A 17,094-nucleotide genomic window follows, 5' to 3' on the forward strand; every position below is an offset into this window, starting at 1 on the left:
ATGAAATATAGTGCAGAACGTATCTATATGAGATTTTGGAATGTGGATGATGCCTCATTGCTTCTGGATCTACAGGTTCGCAATCGTGCGGAAATCGAGAACATATCAGCAAGTGATCGGGAGGAGTCTTTCTACAGCTTGGAGGGGCAAAGGTCACGCATTGAGAGCTGGAACAAGAAGAGAGAAGAAGGAACTCGCTATTCTTTTGGTATTTTTCTACATACTACGGATGAACTCGTCGGTGAAATTTCTTTGTTCGAGATCATACTGGATTCTACCCCAAAATGGATCGTTGGTTATGTGACGGATACTCTGCATCAAGGAAAAGGATATATGAGCGAAGCCCTGCAATGTGTACTGGAATTTGCCAAACACGAAACTGCAATTACTCGAATCGAAGCTGGCGCTGTACCCGATAATACAGGTTCCATCCGTGTCCTTCAAAAGGCAGGATTCAAGGAGAAGGGGTCACAGCCTGTGCCAATCCAGGGAACGTTGAAAGAACATACGATGTTTGCTGTGGATATACTATAAGCAAGATGTTTTAATATTTACTATACAAGTTGGACTATATATATAAACGTAACGGAGAGGACAGAAAAAACATATGGCTACTATACTCGTTGCAGACGACGATGCGAACATTCGTGAACTCGTCTGTCTATTTCTCAAAAACGATGGATTCACAACAGTGGAAGCTGCGGACGGTAAGGAAGCTCTCACTATATATGGCGAAACTCCAGTGGATCTGGTCGTCCTTGATATTATGATGCCTGTCATGGACGGCTGGGCACTGTGCAAAGAACTCCGAAGAGCCAATCCCGACCTCCCGTTACTCATGCTGACGGCGAGAGGAGAGACTTGGGAGAAGGTGAAAGGATTCGAACTGGGTACGGATGATTATTTGACCAAACCGTTTGATCCATTAGAGCTGACCGCTCGTGTCCGAGCATTATTGAAACGATACAAAATCGGCTCCACACACACAATCCAGTTTGGCAACGTCATTCTGGACCGTCAGACGTATAAGGTGATGAGAGGCACGGAGTCGCTTACGTTACCACTTAAGGAGTTCGAATTGCTGTATAAGCTTGCTGGAACACCAGGACAAGTCTATACACGTGAGCAATTAATCGATCAGATATGGGGTATTGATTACGCGGGAGATGATCGAACAATAGACGTACATATTAAGCGCCTGCGCGAACGATTCTCGACTACACCTGATTTTCGGATTGAAACGGTGCGTGGGCTAGGGTACAGACTTGAGGTCCATGAATGATCAGATCCTTATATATTCGTGTTGTTCTGACCTTTCTGGTGTCAGTCATCACAGGCACGATTATTTCATTTTTTATGTCAACCTGGATATTCGAAGATCAATTGAATGAAAATGCTCAAATTAACATACGCAACTTTGGCCAGGACGTTGTGCAGATTTATAAGACGCTGCCTGCTGATGAAGCAGAATCATTCGTTAGTAGAATGAAACAACTTGATTCGTATCATATTCGAATTTATGATGAAACGGGCAAGTTCAAGTCTTATGGGAAGCTTAACGAACATAAATCATCACCCGTATCGACGGATCAACTCAAGAAGGTGTTAAACGGAGGGGTTGTGCAGGACACACCTAAAGGTATCGCTACCGTTCTTTTGGGGCTACCGATCAAGACGGAAACGGGTACAAGAGCGATGTTTCTAGAAACACTCTCACCGCCCTCAGCCTCTTTTGTGGTCCAGTTTGGCTTGATTTTTGCAAGCTGTTCCTTGATTGTAGGAAGTTTGTTGATTGTGGTTGCTTCTGTATATCTGGTTAGACCGATCAAAAAATTGACCAAAGCGACCAAACGGATTGCAGCTGGAGATTTCAACGTCAAGCTGAACATTAAACAAACGACGGAGATTGGTACATTGGCCCGCAGCTTTGAAGAAATGATGCATGATCTTCAGCAGTTGGAGCAGATGCGCAGGGAATTCGTTACCAATGTTTCGCATGAGGTTCAGTCTCCGCTCACCTCGATATCCGGTTACGCTTCGGCACTGAAGCAAGTAAATCTCTCAGAACAAGAACGAAACCGTTACCTGGATATTATCATCTCTGAAGCAAAAAGAATGTCCAAAATGAGCGATAGCCTGCTGAAGCTGAGTTTGCTTGAATCGCAGTCACAGCAACTACGGCTCACCACCTTAAGCCTTGATGAACAGATCAGGCGGGTCATCGTGGCGCTTCAGCCGCAATGGTCTGGGCGCAACATTCATTTCGAGCTTGATTTGGAGAACGTGAAGGTAACGGCTGATCACGATCAGTTAAATCAGGTATGGACAAACATCATCGGAAATAGCATCAAGTTTTCCGAGGATGGCGGTATGATTAAAGTCAGTATCGAAGAGGACTTCAAAAATGTGACTGTTCGAATATCCGACACGGGCATTGGAATTCCCTTGGAAGACCAGAAGCGTATATTCGACCGCTTTTTCAAGGCTGATCGTTCCCACAGTCGTAAATACGAAGGGAGTGGTATGGGACTTGCTATCGTTAAACAGATCGTGTCCCTTCATCAGGGTGACATCCGAGTGGAAAGCGAACCTGGTCAAGGCACGACCTTTATGATCACGTTGCCTATCCATCCACCAACGGATAGTTAGGCTCACAGGATAGGGTCAATGAATAGAATATCCATCGGATTATCTAAACCGAATTATCATGTCATCTGTAACATGCAGCTTCCTTGTATGTTACAGATGACATTTTTTTGCTTGTTCATATTCAGTTCATATTGACGTCACGGGCAGTACATTTTCATTGGATAAGATTGCATTAACGACAAAGAAGACAACCGAACAAGCAGTTCAAGACAGGAGAAGATGAGCGTGACACAGCCAGCGGAAAAGAAAACAAAGAATAGATCGAGGGCCAAAAAAGTGAGAAACATGATACTGAAAATAGTAGGAGCAATCGGAATCGCCATTATTCTTTTTCTAGGTATTGTTTATATCACAAATGTGATCAGTAGCAATTCTGAGACGAAAAAGATAGAGCCCTACGGTCAGCATGTATCTGTAGACGGGAAAAATATGAATGTGCTCATTCAAGGTGAAGGCAAGGAAACCATTGTGCTTCTTCCGGGATATGGAACAGCTGCACCGGCGCTTGATTTTAAGCTACTTATCGACGAATTATCTCCATATTACAAAGTTGTTGCAGTTGAACCTTTTGGTTATGGATTGAGTGATGAAACTGAAAAAGAACGAACCACAGAGAACATCGTAAGTGAAGTTCATGAAGCTCTACATCAACTTGATATTAACAAATACATGCTGATGGGCCACTCCATTGCAGGCATTTACGGCATTGATTATGTGAACAAATATCCGGATGAGGTCACGGCATTTGTCGGAATTGATAGCAGTGTTTCAACACAACCGGGTATGGATGCCAAATTACCTACAAAAATGTTCGCATTTCTCAAAAAATCAGGTCTCCAAAGATTAGTGGTCAAATTTGGTGATGATCCTTATACGGGACTCCCATTTGATGAACATACCGTGGAGCAGATGAAAATGCTGTCGAGTAAAAACTCAAATAGTTCCACGATGTTAAATGAAATGGACCATATTTCTTCCAATTTTAAAGGTGCTCAAGGTTTAACTTTCCCTAAAAACCTTCCACTTCTTCTCTTTGTACAAGCCAATAATGAAGGTGTAGAAGGATGGATACCGCTGCATGAAGGGCAGATCAAAGATTCAGTACATGGGAAAGTAATCACAATGGATGGCGAACATTACTTGCACCATACGTTATTCAAAGAAATAGCTGAAGATGTTAGAGCATTCATGAACGAAGCGAAGTAAAAATTCTGTAAAAGTCCGTGATGAGAGAGAGGAATTCAAATGAGATTATTTGAGATACTGTTAGTTCTATCCTGTTTCGCTTTACTCGTAGACCTACTATTTATTAAAAGAAGTGCAAAGAAAACAGGATTGGGTTTGGGGATAGGAAGTAGCGTTATACTCGTAGTTCAATTTTTTGTTGAGGGATACAGATGGCAGTTGCTTTTGGTATATATCATGACGGCTCTATTCATAATCATCGTTTTATTCAGACATTCCGAAAAGATGATGAATCTAAAAATAGGGAAGTTCTTGAAATATAGTTTATCTTCCCTGATTGTCATTCTGCTGGTTGCTTCTACTGCCTTGTCTGTATACTTACCTGTTTTTAATTTGCCGAAGCCGGATGGTCCAGAGAAAGTGGGAACTCAAACATTTCATTTAACGGACCAGAACAGAGACGAAAGCTTCACTGAAGATCAAAGCGATAAGAGGGAACTAATGGTTCAAGTTTGGTACCCTACTGAAAATAGGAATAATATTAAGCGTGACACGCTGTTTCCAAAAGATAAAGAGAGGTTCAAAAAGTATATTCAGAGCTTCTCTACTTCTTTAAAACTGCCTGAATTTGTGCTCGACTATTGGAAGTATAGTCAAACCAACTCTTATGAAAATAGTGAAATATTGTCTTCTACAAGTCCTTATCCCGTGATACTGCTATCTCATGGTATGGGAACCAGTAGAGTTCTACATGCATCACAGGCCGAGAATCTGGCCAGTCATGGGTTTATCGTGGTCACCATCGATCATACGTATAGCACCTTTGCTACCCTTTTTCCAGATGGCCGTGTAACGGATTATAAAAAAAGTACGACTACACTAGATGAACGTACAAGAACAGGGGATATATGGACGAAAGACGTGGAGTTTGTAATCGATCAAATCGAAAAGCTGAATTCAGGTGCAATCGAAAGTCAGTTTAAAGGAAAAATCGATCTAGATAACATCGGCGCGATGGGGCATTCTTTTGGGGGTGCAACCGCGTTTAATACAACGTACTTAGATCAGAGAATCAAGGCCGGGGTTAATATGGATGGGTCACTATATGAAGTGGAAAATAGAGATGATATAAACAAGCCGTTTATGTTCATCCGATCGGGAAGTTTTGAAGACTGGTTAGCCAATTTTGAAAAGGATAGAAATTCGGATGACGAAGTAACTAAATCTCTTTCAGATGAGCTGCACATTATGAAAAATGTTATCAATCATGGGGGAAATGTGATTTATATAGAAGGAACCCAGCACTTCAATTTCACGGATCTTCAATTCTATTCGGAGCTGGTTAAACTGTCCGGGATCACAGGAGATATCAATGGTAAAAGAGGATCAAACATCGTAAATCAATATGTACTCGATTTCTTTAACAAGCAACTGAAAGAAACGGGTGGAGATCTGATTCAGGGGCCGAGCGACTTGTATCCTGAGGTGAAATTTGTAGACCCAGAAGAACTCTAATACCAAAACATATAAAATTCAGGAGATGATGTGAATGGGACGACAAAAGGGAAAACGAACTTCAATCACCGCCTTAACTCTGGTGTTAACGATGTTGGCTCCAATGTCAGTCATGGCCGCACCAACTGCCGGTAACAGCAGCGACCTGAAGTATGAACCAACAGAGAAAATAGTAGCGGAGAAAGCCAAGTTACTCACCGAGAAACATGGAATCACAAGTCTGCAATATGCCCTTATCGATGGTGGCGAGATTGTGGTGTCCGGTCAGACAGGCAAGAACGATCTAAAGGACAAGGTGCCTCTGACGCCGGATACGATCTATGGCATAGGATCAACGAGTAAAATGTTCCTCACAGCTTCTGTTATGAAGTTAGTTGACGAAGGCAAGGTGGATTTGGATCTGCCTGTTGTGAACTATATACCTGATTTTCAGATGAAAGATCATCGCTACAAACACATCACACCACGCATGCTGTTGAATCATTCTTCCGGTCTGCTGGGCAGCACGGGCAGCAATGCCACATTGTACGGGGATAATGATACGTACTCACATGATACGTTTCTGGACCAATTGGCGAGTCAAAACCTGAAGGCAGATCCCGGTGCATTCTCCGTGTATAGTAACGATGGTTTTACGTTATCCGAGATTATGGTTGAACGTGTTAGCGGCATGAGTTTTACAGCTTTTATACACCAATATTTTACGGAATCTTTGGACATGAAACATACCAAAACACCACAGGATGTGGTTGACCCGGCAGCAATGGCGGGAATCTATTCTCCTTTGGTTGAGGGTCAGCTTCCACAAGAGAATTATAATGTCATCGCTACTGGAGGCATTTATTCCACCGCTGAAGATCTTGCGAAGTTTTCACAAATCTTCACGGGAGAGGTCCAAGGCATTCTTACCGATAAGTCTGTAGAAGCCATGGCGCAAGAAGAGTACAAAAAAGGCATGTGGCCAGAGGATGGCGATACGTCTATATCTTACGGTTTAGGGTGGGATAGTGTAAATCTGTACCCATTCAGTGAATACGGTATCAAGGCAGTAACAAAAGGTGGAGATACCATATCGTATCACTCATCATTAGTCGTACTGCCGGAATATAATCTGGCTGCAGCCGTTACCTCATCAGGTGGGACAAGTGCCAAAGATCAGTTCATTGCGAGTGAATTATTACTCAGCGCACTTGAGGAAAAGGGGATCATTACAGAACGGAAGCCGGAAAAATCGTTTGGTGTGCCTGTGAAGGCAGATATACCTAAAGAAATAGCCACGAATGCAGGTATATATGGCGGCAGTAATTCAGTTAAAAAGATCGAAATGAATACTGCTGGACAAATGACTGTATCCACACCCGCAGCTCCAAGTGATCCGGCTCAAAAATACACCTATACAGCAGATGGTACTTTTGTTAACGATGAAGGCACGGAAAAGTTGAAATTTGTTAAGGAGAAGAATGGAAGGACTTATCTGTGGTATCGATCTTATATATCCTTGCCAGGACTTGGACAATTGGCTTTCTCCGAATATAAAATGGAGAAGCTGGAAGTCAATGAATTATCCCAGGATATTACGGCCTCATGGGAGCAGCGTGAAGGTAAAAAATATTACCTGGTGAATGAGAAATATACATCAACGGTTTATCTCAATTCGGCACCAATTCTCCCTATTCATTTGGACAAAGAGACCCCAGGGTATATATCCAATAATAAGATTATTGGAGCAAACGAAGCAGTCACTGAGCTGCAAATCCCTGGCCTGGCTGGACGTGATACAAAGGAGATTTATTTTGCTAAAAAGAACGGAGTAGATTACATTACAGCCGTTGGTAGCATATACGCCAGTGAGGAAATGGTACAACCGCTCTATTCGGGTAAACAATCTCTAGCAACGATTCAAGCAGACGGATATGCCAGATGGTTTTCGTTACCATCAACGGTGAAAGGAAAAGTCATGACGGTTAAAATGCCTGCAACTGGCGCCTTTGCCGTATATGATCAGAAGGGTATTTGTATTAATCACACCGTAGTCAGCGGTCAGAATGAGGTTGTATTACCAGAAAACGGCCGCATTGTATTTGCAGGTGACGTGGATTCCACATTTGAAATTTCATTGAAAAAGTAAAATGAATGTATTTAAAAAACATACCAAAGCCTTCTCCATGACGTGGGGAAGGTTTTGGTATGTCAATGTAGGGAATATTTAATTTTCCGAATTCAGGACGGTATCAGTTCTCCGCCGAGGCTTTTGCCTGCTTGATGCGAAAGGAAATCGTAAAGCTCAAGAGAACGAGAATTAATTGAAGAGATAGAGCCAATATAATCCCCGTCAACAACCCCAAATTTAGTGACTGACTAACGGCAATAAGGGCTCCTCCGACGCCGATGCTTACCCCTGGGCTAAATGCATCTGTAAACTGAAGGCTGGCGGAGATCTCACCTTCTTCACCTGTTTTTGTATTCTGTAGTGCAATCGCTCCAGTCGTAGGATGTGCCAAACCGATGCCGAATCCAGTGAAAAGCTGTGAAATCACTGCAAATACGATCCCTCCTTCGGGGAGGCCAACAGCGAGAATGACCGCAGCAACACCAATGATCATAAATCCAATACCAATGATTACCCGTTTTTTTCGGCCCATCCCATGATCTTTAGCATCAAACCTGGACTGAAGCCAGGCAGCCGCTGACCAGCTTAATGCACCAGCGGCTACAATTAATCCCGCCATATCCGCAGGAAGCTTTTTCACATCTGTCAAAGCGAGGACAACATAACTCTCGGTCGCATTATAACTAGCAACAAAGAATCCTCTTGAAGCAATTGTGGCCGGTAAACCTCTTCTGGCACTTAAGGTGCCCTCGGGCAGCAGCTTTCGCAAAGGCTGAATCATGATAAGCAATCCTGCTACGGAAAGCACAATTCCTTTCCAATCGGTTATATAGCCTAGCCCAGCCAGCAACATTCCCGTTCCGATAGTCAGTAATACTGCAAAACCTTCTTTTTGGTTATTCTTGGAAGGTTTATTCACTCTAACTGTAAATTTGCGGAAAGCGGGAAGCGTCAGCATGACAGCCAAACCAATGAAGGGAAGCACGAGCCAAAAAACAACTCTCCAGGAGATATGCTCCGCTATAAGCCCAGCAATATAAGGGCCTATTAGTGCAGGTAGAATGTATGCGCCGGAAAACAAAGCAAGTATTTTCGTTCTCAGCTTATCAGGATAACCTAAAGTAATGCTGTAATATACACACGTAATGATACCGCCTCCACCAAACCCTTGAAATACTCTCCCTATAATTAGAGTAATCATGTTCACCGAAGTAGCCGCAATTACGATGCCGATCACAAAAAAAAGTATCGATATGCCAAACGATGCAAATACGCCGTTTTTGTTGATCCGCGCTCCAATGATCATTGTTCCAAGGATTTGTGCCAAAAGAAAAGAGCTGAATATCCAACCGTACAAATGGAGCCCATTTAATTTTTGAGCCAGGCTTGGAGCAATCGTAACAACTGCTAAACCTTCAAACGCGACGGTAGTGACAGCAAGAATGATCCCAATGGTCAATGCTCTGTACTTGGCGTCGAAAACACCTGTTTCTTTTGCTGTTATTTCCATCTTTAAAATCTCCTTTAGAATAAATTTTAATAGTCTCGACCATAGTTGCTGCAGCAAGTATATGACAAAAAAAGTTATCCCCCCTTTAAAGTGGAGAGGACTCCTCTTTGGACTATAGATCTTTTACGTTGTTATACATTACAGTAAGAATCCTTCTAAACATCTCAACCTCCTCCTTGGATAACCCCTGGATCGTTTTATTATATGCATCCATGGAAGGAGCAAGAATTTCATCTTTCATATCTCGTCCTTTAGGAGTTAAATAAACACGTAAAGATCTTCTATCCGTTTCATGAATCACACGATAAATAAATTCTTTCTTTTCGAGCTTAAACAGCATCCGTGCAACATTCGTTTGGTCCTTATGAAGTCTCTCGGCAAGTTCTTTTTGAGTAATGCCTTCTTTTTCCCATAGTACGATTAGTATTTCCCACTGATCCACTGTGATGTCAAACGGATTGACTACCTTTTGATAGTAATTATTCAGTTTAAGTGCCGCGCGCTGTACATTAACACCGATATATTTTTCTAATTCCAAGGTTTTCCTCCTAAATAATCGTCATGATTATAGTTGCTGTGACCATTATAATTCTGCCTCTTTTTAGTGTCAATCATATTTATTTGAGTGAAAAACAACGCCGCTAATCTAAGCATTATCTCTATTAAACAAGTTTTCCGATACGCACTAAATTGATCGCGGATCGTATATCATCATGTACTTAAATTATTTTGCCTGTTCATATTCGGTTCATGTAGACGTCACGAAGAGTCCATTTACATTAGTTAAGCTTATTTTAGCACCAAAAAAGATACTCTAATAAAGAGATACAGATGGAGAAGATGCAAATGATACAACAAGAGAAAATAAACGTGGTCAAGAGAACAGTCAAAAAAAGAACTTCAATTGTAGCTTTAACGCTACTGTTAACCATGTTAGCCCCGCTATCTGTAATGGCCGCACCGGCTGCCATGAATAACAGCAACCATACGTATGAGACAACAAAGAAAGCTGTGATCGAAAAAGCTAAATTACTGACCGAGACGTACGGTACGACGAGTCTGCAATATGCACTGATCGATGGTGGAGAGATTCTGGTGTCCGGTCAAACGGGCAAAAACGATATAAACGACAAGGTAGCTCTTACTTCGAACACCGTCTATGGCATTGGTTCGACCAGTAAAATGATGCTTACAGCTGCTGTAATGAAGCTGGTTGACGAAGGCAAGATTGATTTGGATGCGCCTGTTGTGAACTATATGCTTGACTTTAAAATGAAAGATAACCGATACAAACAGATCACACCCCGTATGTTGCTGAATCATTCCTCCGGTCTTCTGGGCACCTCAACCAGCAATGCCACATTGTACGGAGATAATGACACGTATTCATATGATACGTTTCTGGAGCAATTGGCGAATCAAAACCTGAAAGCAGATCCCGGCGAATACTCAGTCTACAGCAACGATGGCTTTACGTTAGCCGAGATTCTGGTCGAAAGAGTGAGCGGCATCGGTTATACCGCATTTATACACAAGTATTTCACGGAGCCTTTGGATATGAAACACACCAAAACACCACAGGATGTGGTTAATCCGTCAGACATGGCGGCAATCTATTCCCCTTTTTATGAGGGACCACTTCCAAAAGAGAATTATAATATCATCGGTACTGGAGGTCTGTATTCCACCGCTGAAGATCTGGTCAAATTTTCAAGAATCTTCACGGGAGAAGTTGATGGTATTCTTTCCAGTAAGTCTGTAGAAGCTATGGCGCAAGAAGAGTATAAAAGAGGCATGTGGCCAGAGGTTAGCGATACGCTGATGTCTTACGGGTTGGGGTGGGATAGTGTGAACTTGTTCCCATTCAACGAATACGGCATTAAGGCCGTTATGAAAGGTGGAGATACTTTATCTTATCAGTCCTCATTAGTGGTACTCCCGGAACACAATATGGCTGCAGCCGTTATCTCTTCAGGCGGGTCAAGCTTAACCAATAATTTCATTGCGAATGAATTATTACTCAGCGCACTTGAGGAAAAGGACATCATTACAGAACGGAAGCCAGAAAAATCATTTGGCGTCCCTGTGAAGGCCAATATGCCTAAGGAAGTCTCCAAGTTTGCAGGTATATATGGTGGCAATAATTCAGTTATGAAGATCAAAACAAATAAAGCTGGACAAATGACCGTATCTTCACTTACTGCTCCGAGTAATCCGGCTCAAGAATACACCTATACAGCAGATGGTACTTTTGTTAATAACGAAGGTACAGACAAGTTGAAATTCGTTGTGGAGAAAAATGGGAAAACCTACTTGTGGTCACGATCTTATATATCCGTTCCAGGACTCGGACAGCTGGCTTTCTCAGAATATAACGGAGAGAAGCTTGAAGCCAATAAATTATCCAAGGAGATTAACGCCGCATGGGCAAAGCGTGATGGTAAAAAATATTATCTGGTGAATGAGAAATACACATCAATGCTCTATCTTAATGCTACATCGATCCTGCCTATTCAGTTGAATAAAGAGAATCCAGGGTATATGTCCAATCATAAGATTATTGGAGCCAACGAAGCAGCCAATCAATTGCAGATTCCGGGTACTGCCGGACGTGATACGATGGACATTCATTTCTCCAAAAAGAACGGAGGAGAGTATCTTACATTTTCAGGTTATGTATACGCTAGTGAGGAAATGGTGAAACCAATCTATTCGGGTAAACGATCCGCAACAACCATTCAAGCAGATGGATATGCCAAATGGTTTTCGGTACCAGCCACTGCGAAAGGGAAAGTCATGACAGTGAAGTTGCCTGCAAAGGGAGCCTTTGCCGTCTATGATCAGACCGGAATTTGTATTAATCATAGTGTGGTCAGCGGTAAAAATGAAGTTGTTTTACCAGAAAACGGTCGTATTGTATTTGCAGGTGAGGCTGGTTCTTCATTTGAAATTTCATTAAGAAAGTAAAATCAATAGAGTCTTAAACGGCTGTACAACAATCGAACTCAACAGGAGAAAAACATCATGATGAAAAAAATATTAATCATTTTGCTCAAAATATTCGGAGCCATCGTTATCGCTTTTGCATTATTTCTTGCCACTGTTTTTATTGTTAATGTATTTAGCAACAAATCGGAAGAAGGGAAAATAAAACCCTATGGTCAGTTTGTAGCAGTTGACGGGAAAAACATGAATGTGTTGATTCAAGGAGAAGGCAAAGAAACGGTGGTATTGCTTCCTGGATACGGAACACCTGCCCCAGCCCTTGATTTCAAACCGCTTATCGATGAGCTATCTCCATTTTACAAAGTTGTTGTCATTGAACCTTTTGGTTATGGATTAAGTGACATTACTGAAAAAGAGCGTACTACGGAAAATATGGTTAGTGAAATTCATGAAGCGTTACAGCAACTTGGTATTCATAATTACACGCTCATGGCTCACTCCATTTCAGGGATATACGGCCTGGATTATGTGAACAAATATCCAAACGAAGTAAGTTCATTTGTCGGAATTGAGAGCAGTGTCCCAACGCAGGGAGGTAATGATGATCCATTTCCAACCGAAACGTACAAACTGCTTAAAAAATCAGGATTCTACCGATTGTTAATGAAACTGGCCCCTGATCAACTGATTGCACCCGATGTTGATGATGAGACCAGAGAACAAATTAGAATACTTTCACTCAAAAATACGTTTAATCCGAACAACCTGAATGAAGGTGAAAACTTTGGTCCTAATTTCAAAGTAGCTGAGCACCTGTCCTTCCCCAAAGATCTTCCTGTGATTTTCTTCTTACAAGCAAATGATACCGAAACGGAAGGGTGGATACCCTTGCATGAAGAGCAAGTCAAAGATTCTGTGCATGGAAAAGTGATGACATTTGAGGGAGAACATTATTTGCATCACACCCGATCCAAAGAAATGGTTCAAGAATATAGAAAGTTTATGAGTGAGATAAAATAGTGTCGCCAACAAAAGAAGTCGCGAAATCGCGGCTTTTTTCTGTTGAGGAGATGGTGAATATACATACTTCGTTATCTATTGGAAAATTTAGGTTGACACTTCTTTTTGTCGCGTATACAATCGTATACATGAATATGTTGTATACATATGTATACACGTAATGGGGGTGGCACAAATGAGAGATCGTCGTATCGAAGAGATGGATGGAAGTGTACGTCAGGGTGAGCGTCCGAGTCGTGATATGAGTGACAATGAGCAGCGTGGAGAACGTTCCAGACGTGGAAGAGGTCATGGTGAACATGAGGGAAAACGGGGCCGTGGTGCGCAAACATTCCGTCGCGGCCGAATTCTTGTATTTCTGGAACAAATGCAGAATCGGAGAACAACGCTTGTCCGACAACTTGGACAGGAGGAGTATGAACATATTCGCCCGGTGATCAGTGGGGAGTTAAAAGCTATTGATCAGGTCATCGACGAGTATATCCATCTTTTCGAGCTGCAAAATGAAGATGTAAACCCCAATAAGGATCTGGAGAGTGAATAAGTATGATTCGTCGGTTTTTTTCGTATTATCGTCCCTATAAAAAACTGTTTTTGATTGATTTTGGATGCGCTGTACTCGCAGGTCTTCTGGAGTTGGCTTTCCCCCTTGCCGTCAGCAAATTCATTAATGAATTGTTGCCAGGTCAGGATTGGCCTCTCATTATGCTTGCCTGTGTTGTGCTGTTATCCATCTATGCACTTAATACTGTATTGAACTATGTAGTTACATATTGGGGACATATGCTGGGCATTAACATTGAGACCAACATGCGTGAGAAGATGTTCGCTCACTTGCAGAAGCTTTCCTTCCGTTTCTTCGATAATCGTAAAACAGGCCACTTAATTGGTCATCTTACGAATGATCTGAATGATATCGGCGAGGTTGCTCACCATGGACCTGAAGATGTATTCATCGCAGTGATGACATTAATCGGATCGTTCTGGCTGATGGCTAACATTAATCTTGAGCTAGCGCTGCTTACCTTTATCATTATCCCAATTATGGCTTGGGTCATTATCGTATTTGGTGGTCGCATGACAAAGACGTATCGGCGACTTTTCGGAGACGTCGGCAATTTCAATGCGCGTATTGAAGACAACGTCGGTGGTATGCGTGTTGTGCAATCGTTCGCCAACGAAGAACATGAGAAAGAACTTTTTGCAGTGGACAATCAGAATTTTCGTAAAACCAAACTGCTTGCCTACAAAACGATGGCGAAAAGTATCTCGGTGAGTTATATGATGATGCGACTGGTTACGGTGTTTGTCATGATCAGCGGGGCTTGGTTTTATATTGATGGCAGAATCAATATGGGTGACTTTATGGCCTTCCTGCTCCTGTCTAATATCTTCTTCCGCCCGATTGAGAAAATCAATGCCGTCATAGAAAGTTATCCAAAGGGCATTGCTGGTTTCAAGCGTTATCTGGAGATCATTGATACAGAACCTGAGATTGCGGATAGCAAAAACGCCGTTGAATTCGAAAGTGTGAAAGGTGATATTCGCTTCGAGAACGTCTCGTTCGGATATGAATCCAGTCGGCGTATTCTAAGTGATATCAGTCTGTCTGTTCGACCAGGGGAAACGGTTGCTTTTGTTGGTCCGTCGGGTGCAGGCAAGACGACGATCTGTAGCCTGCTGCCACGATTCTATGAGGTAGAAGAGGGACGTATCACTGTAGATGGCGTCGACATTCGTAACGTTAAGCTTCAATCCTTACGCAAGCATATCGGAATCGTTCAACAGGATGTATTTTTGTTTTCGGGTACCATTAAGGAGAATATTGCTTATGGTGATCTGAGTGCAACGGATGAACAAATCTGGGATGCAGCCCGTCGTGCCTCATTGGAGGAATTGATTCTCACGTTGCCGGATGGTATGGATACTGTCATTGGCGAGCGTGGAGTCAAGCTATCCGGAGGACAGAAGCAACGGTTATCTATTGCTCGTATGTTCTTGAAAAATCCACCCATTCTTATTCTGGATGAGGCAACGTCTGCGCTGGATACGGAAACGGAAGCACTGATCCAACAATCACTCGCTGAATTGTCGGTGGGCAGAACTACACTTGTGATTGCACACAGACTGACAACTATCAAGAATGCAGATCGAATTATCGTAGTGAACACAGATGGCATCGCTGAGCAGGGCAACCATGAGGAATTGGTCGCCGCTGGAGGGATATACAGCCGTCTTCATCAGGTGCAGTATAGTCACTCTTAATCCATGTAAATTGAACAAAAAAATAATTACACTCGTCACTCCGATGACAGAACAACCTTGCCGCGCATATGCGTGGCTTTTTTCTGTTTGGATGTTAATAATGAGGTTATCAAATGCTAAGCAAAATATAATGTTGACAACGTCCACTAACGTGATTATTATAATGTTGACAATGTCCACTAAAAAGGAGGGTTTGACATCGACTCTCGATACATAAATCCAGATATACTCGCTGACATGCGACGTTTTAACCGTTTTTATACCAACATTCTTGGTGTACTTGATAAGCATATTCTTGGAACAGGATACTCGTTTGCAGAAGTACGGGTCATTATTGAGATTGGAATTCGGGGAGAGAGCATTGCGAACAATCTGGTAGATACACTGACCATTGATCGCAGTTATATGAGCCGAATTGTAAACAAGCTGTCCAAGGAAGGACTGTTGGTGAAAGTGGATTCTGCTGCCGACAGCCGGGTCAGTCTGATTCGTCTGACAGCCAAGGGTGAGGAACTGTATGCCCAATTGAATGATCGATCCGATCAACAGATCCTGAAGTTGATGCAAGAATTGAATGAAGAAGAGATTCAAGAGGTATACACCTCCATGATGAACATACAAGAGAAGTTGAACAAGAAGGCAGGAGAGACCACACGATGATACGATTTGAATGTGATTATAACGAAGGTGCGCATGAACGAATTTTACAAAGATTGATGGAAACCAATATGGAACAGACGAGCGGGTATGGCACGGATGAGCATTGTGAACGGGCGAGAATGCTTATTCGTCAGGCCTGTGACAATGAGCAAGCTGATGTTCATTTCCTGGTTGGTGGCACACAGACAAATACAACGGTGATTGCATCTATTTTGCGTCCATATCAAGGTGTAATTGCAGCGACATCGGGACACATTGCGGTTCATGAGACGGGAGCTATTGAAGCTACGGGACATAAGGTACTCACAGTTCCAAGCGAGGACGGAAAGATCACGCCTGAGCAGGTTAGAGCCGTCTACGATGCGCACATGAATGAGTCGTCGCCGGAACACTGTGTTCAACCAGGAATGGTCTACATATCCCAACCAACGGAGAATGGAACGATGTACAGCAAGGCAGAACTGCAAGCATTGCATACAGTGAGCAGAGCATGTGGTCTTCCATTTTTCGTGGATGGAGCACGCCTTGGATATGCACTTGCCTCCCGAGATTGCGATATGACACTTGCTGACCTTGCACGCTTGTGTGATGTATTTTACATCGGGGGAACCAAGATTGGCGCATTGATGGGAGAGGCGGTTGTTATCCTGAATGATACACTGAAACCGGATTTTCGTTATATGATCAAACAAAAAGGTGGCTTGCTTGCCAAAGGCAGATTGCTGGGTATCCAATTCGAAACGTTGTTCGAAGATGGTCTGTACCTCGATATTTCTCGCCATGCCGTAGATATGGCCTTGAGAATTCATGACTCACTTGAACAGCAGGGGGTACGCTTCCTGTACGATTCACCAACCAACCAGCAGTTTCCGATTCTGCCGGATCGTTTGCTTGAGAAATTACGCAGCGGTTATACGTTCACCTTCTGGGAAAAGGTTGACGGTACACACAGTGCGGTACGGTTCTGCACCAGCTGGGCAACTCGTCAAGAGAATGTGGATGCACTGACTCGTGATATCACTCAATTATTGCACGAAGAAATCCACGTGCCAGAACGGGTCGAAGCATTGGTCTAATCTTGTTCAAAAAGTAAGGAGAACAGCTCAGATTTCCTTCTCATAAATACGAGTATTTAGAAAAATTCCAAAAGCAATTACGCAGAATTCTGATACTGAAAAAAGGACAACTCATTGTGGTTGTCCTTTTTCGCTTTGCCTTTTGTGTAATAGTTGTG

General features: G+C 42.7%; 14 protein-coding genes. 12 read left to right on the forward strand and 2 right to left on the reverse strand.

What is annotated here, in order from left to right; all coding sequences use genetic code 11:
• The 6 genes from BS614_RS17885 to BS614_RS17910 all read left to right on the forward strand — a co-directional run bounded on the left by BS614_RS17885 (position 1) and on the right by BS614_RS17910 (position 7,477).
• A complete protein-coding gene (locus tag BS614_RS17885; RefSeq protein ID WP_074094955.1) occupies positions 1-534 on the forward strand; it encodes a GNAT family N-acetyltransferase in 534 nt (177 codons plus the stop codon).
• Between the two features lie 73 nt (positions 535-607).
• Positions 608-1,282: a response regulator transcription factor gene (locus BS614_RS17890; RefSeq protein ID WP_074094956.1), complete on the forward strand. Its 675-nt coding sequence runs from the start codon at positions 608-610 to the stop codon at positions 1,280-1,282.
• Positions 1,279-2,649: a sensor histidine kinase gene (locus tag BS614_RS17895; RefSeq protein ID WP_074094957.1), complete on the forward strand. Its 1,371-nt coding sequence runs from the start codon at positions 1,279-1,281 to the stop codon at positions 2,647-2,649. Before BS614_RS17890 ends, BS614_RS17895 begins: the two co-directional genes overlap by 4 nt.
• A gap of 225 nt (positions 2,650-2,874) precedes the next feature.
• Complete coding sequence (locus BS614_RS17900; protein WP_074094958.1) at positions 2,875-3,855, forward strand: alpha/beta fold hydrolase; 981 nt, start codon at positions 2,875-2,877, stop codon at positions 3,853-3,855.
• 39 nt (positions 3,856-3,894) lie between these two features.
• Positions 3,895-5,349: an alpha/beta hydrolase family protein gene (locus BS614_RS17905; protein WP_074094959.1), complete on the forward strand. Its 1,455-nt coding sequence runs from the start codon at positions 3,895-3,897 to the stop codon at positions 5,347-5,349.
• 34 nt (positions 5,350-5,383) lie between these two features.
• The gene (locus tag BS614_RS17910) at positions 5,384-7,477 is read left to right on the forward strand and encodes a serine hydrolase domain-containing protein (protein WP_074094960.1); all 2,094 of its coding nucleotides are present in this window, start codon (positions 5,384-5,386) and stop codon (positions 7,475-7,477) included.
• Positions 7,478-7,580: 103 nt separating this feature from the next.
• Here the strand turns inward: BS614_RS17910 and BS614_RS17915 are convergent, their stop codons facing one another.
• Positions 7,581-8,969, reverse strand: a complete 1,389-nt coding sequence (locus BS614_RS17915) for an MFS transporter (RefSeq protein WP_074094961.1) — start codon at positions 8,967-8,969, stop codon at positions 7,581-7,583.
• Positions 8,970-9,081: 112 nt separating this feature from the next.
• On the reverse strand, positions 9,082-9,507 hold the full coding sequence (locus tag BS614_RS17920) for a MarR family winged helix-turn-helix transcriptional regulator (protein ID WP_074094962.1): 426 nt from the start codon (positions 9,505-9,507) through the stop codon (positions 9,082-9,084).
• Positions 9,508-9,815: 308 nt separating this feature from the next.
• Here BS614_RS17920 and BS614_RS17925 point away from each other — a divergent pair, with 308 nt between their 5' ends.
• The 6 genes from BS614_RS17925 to BS614_RS17950 all read left to right on the forward strand — a co-directional run bounded on the left by BS614_RS17925 (position 9,816) and on the right by BS614_RS17950 (position 16,936).
• Positions 9,816-11,936 carry a serine hydrolase domain-containing protein gene (locus BS614_RS17925; RefSeq protein WP_074094963.1) on the forward strand — a complete coding sequence of 707 codons (2,121 nt, stop codon included), beginning with the start codon at positions 9,816-9,818 and terminating at the stop codon, positions 11,934-11,936.
• 57 nt (positions 11,937-11,993) lie between these two features.
• Positions 11,994-12,935, forward strand: coding sequence for an alpha/beta hydrolase (locus tag BS614_RS17930; RefSeq protein WP_074094964.1), 942 nt, complete (start codon positions 11,994-11,996; stop codon positions 12,933-12,935).
• Between the two features lie 175 nt (positions 12,936-13,110).
• Positions 13,111-13,479, forward strand: a complete 369-nt coding sequence (locus tag BS614_RS17935; protein ID WP_244898153.1) for a hypothetical protein — start codon at positions 13,111-13,113, stop codon at positions 13,477-13,479.
• Between the two features lie 2 nt (positions 13,480-13,481).
• Positions 13,482-15,200 carry an ABC transporter ATP-binding protein gene (locus BS614_RS17940; RefSeq protein WP_036670808.1) on the forward strand — a complete coding sequence of 573 codons (1,719 nt, stop codon included), beginning with the start codon at positions 13,482-13,484 and terminating at the stop codon, positions 15,198-15,200.
• 237 nt (positions 15,201-15,437) lie between these two features.
• Entirely contained in the window at positions 15,438-15,860 is a 423-nt protein-coding gene (locus tag BS614_RS17945; protein WP_036670809.1) for a MarR family winged helix-turn-helix transcriptional regulator, read from the forward strand.
• Positions 15,857-16,936, forward strand: a complete 1,080-nt coding sequence (locus BS614_RS17950; RefSeq protein WP_074094965.1) for a threonine aldolase family protein — start codon at positions 15,857-15,859, stop codon at positions 16,934-16,936. Before BS614_RS17945 ends, BS614_RS17950 begins: the two co-directional genes overlap by 4 nt.
• Positions 16,937-17,094: the final 158 nt, after the last annotated feature.

The sequence above is a fragment of the Paenibacillus xylanexedens genome (genome assembly GCF_001908275.1).
GTDB classification, from domain to species: domain Bacteria; phylum Bacillota; class Bacilli; order Paenibacillales; family Paenibacillaceae; genus Paenibacillus; species Paenibacillus xylanexedens_A.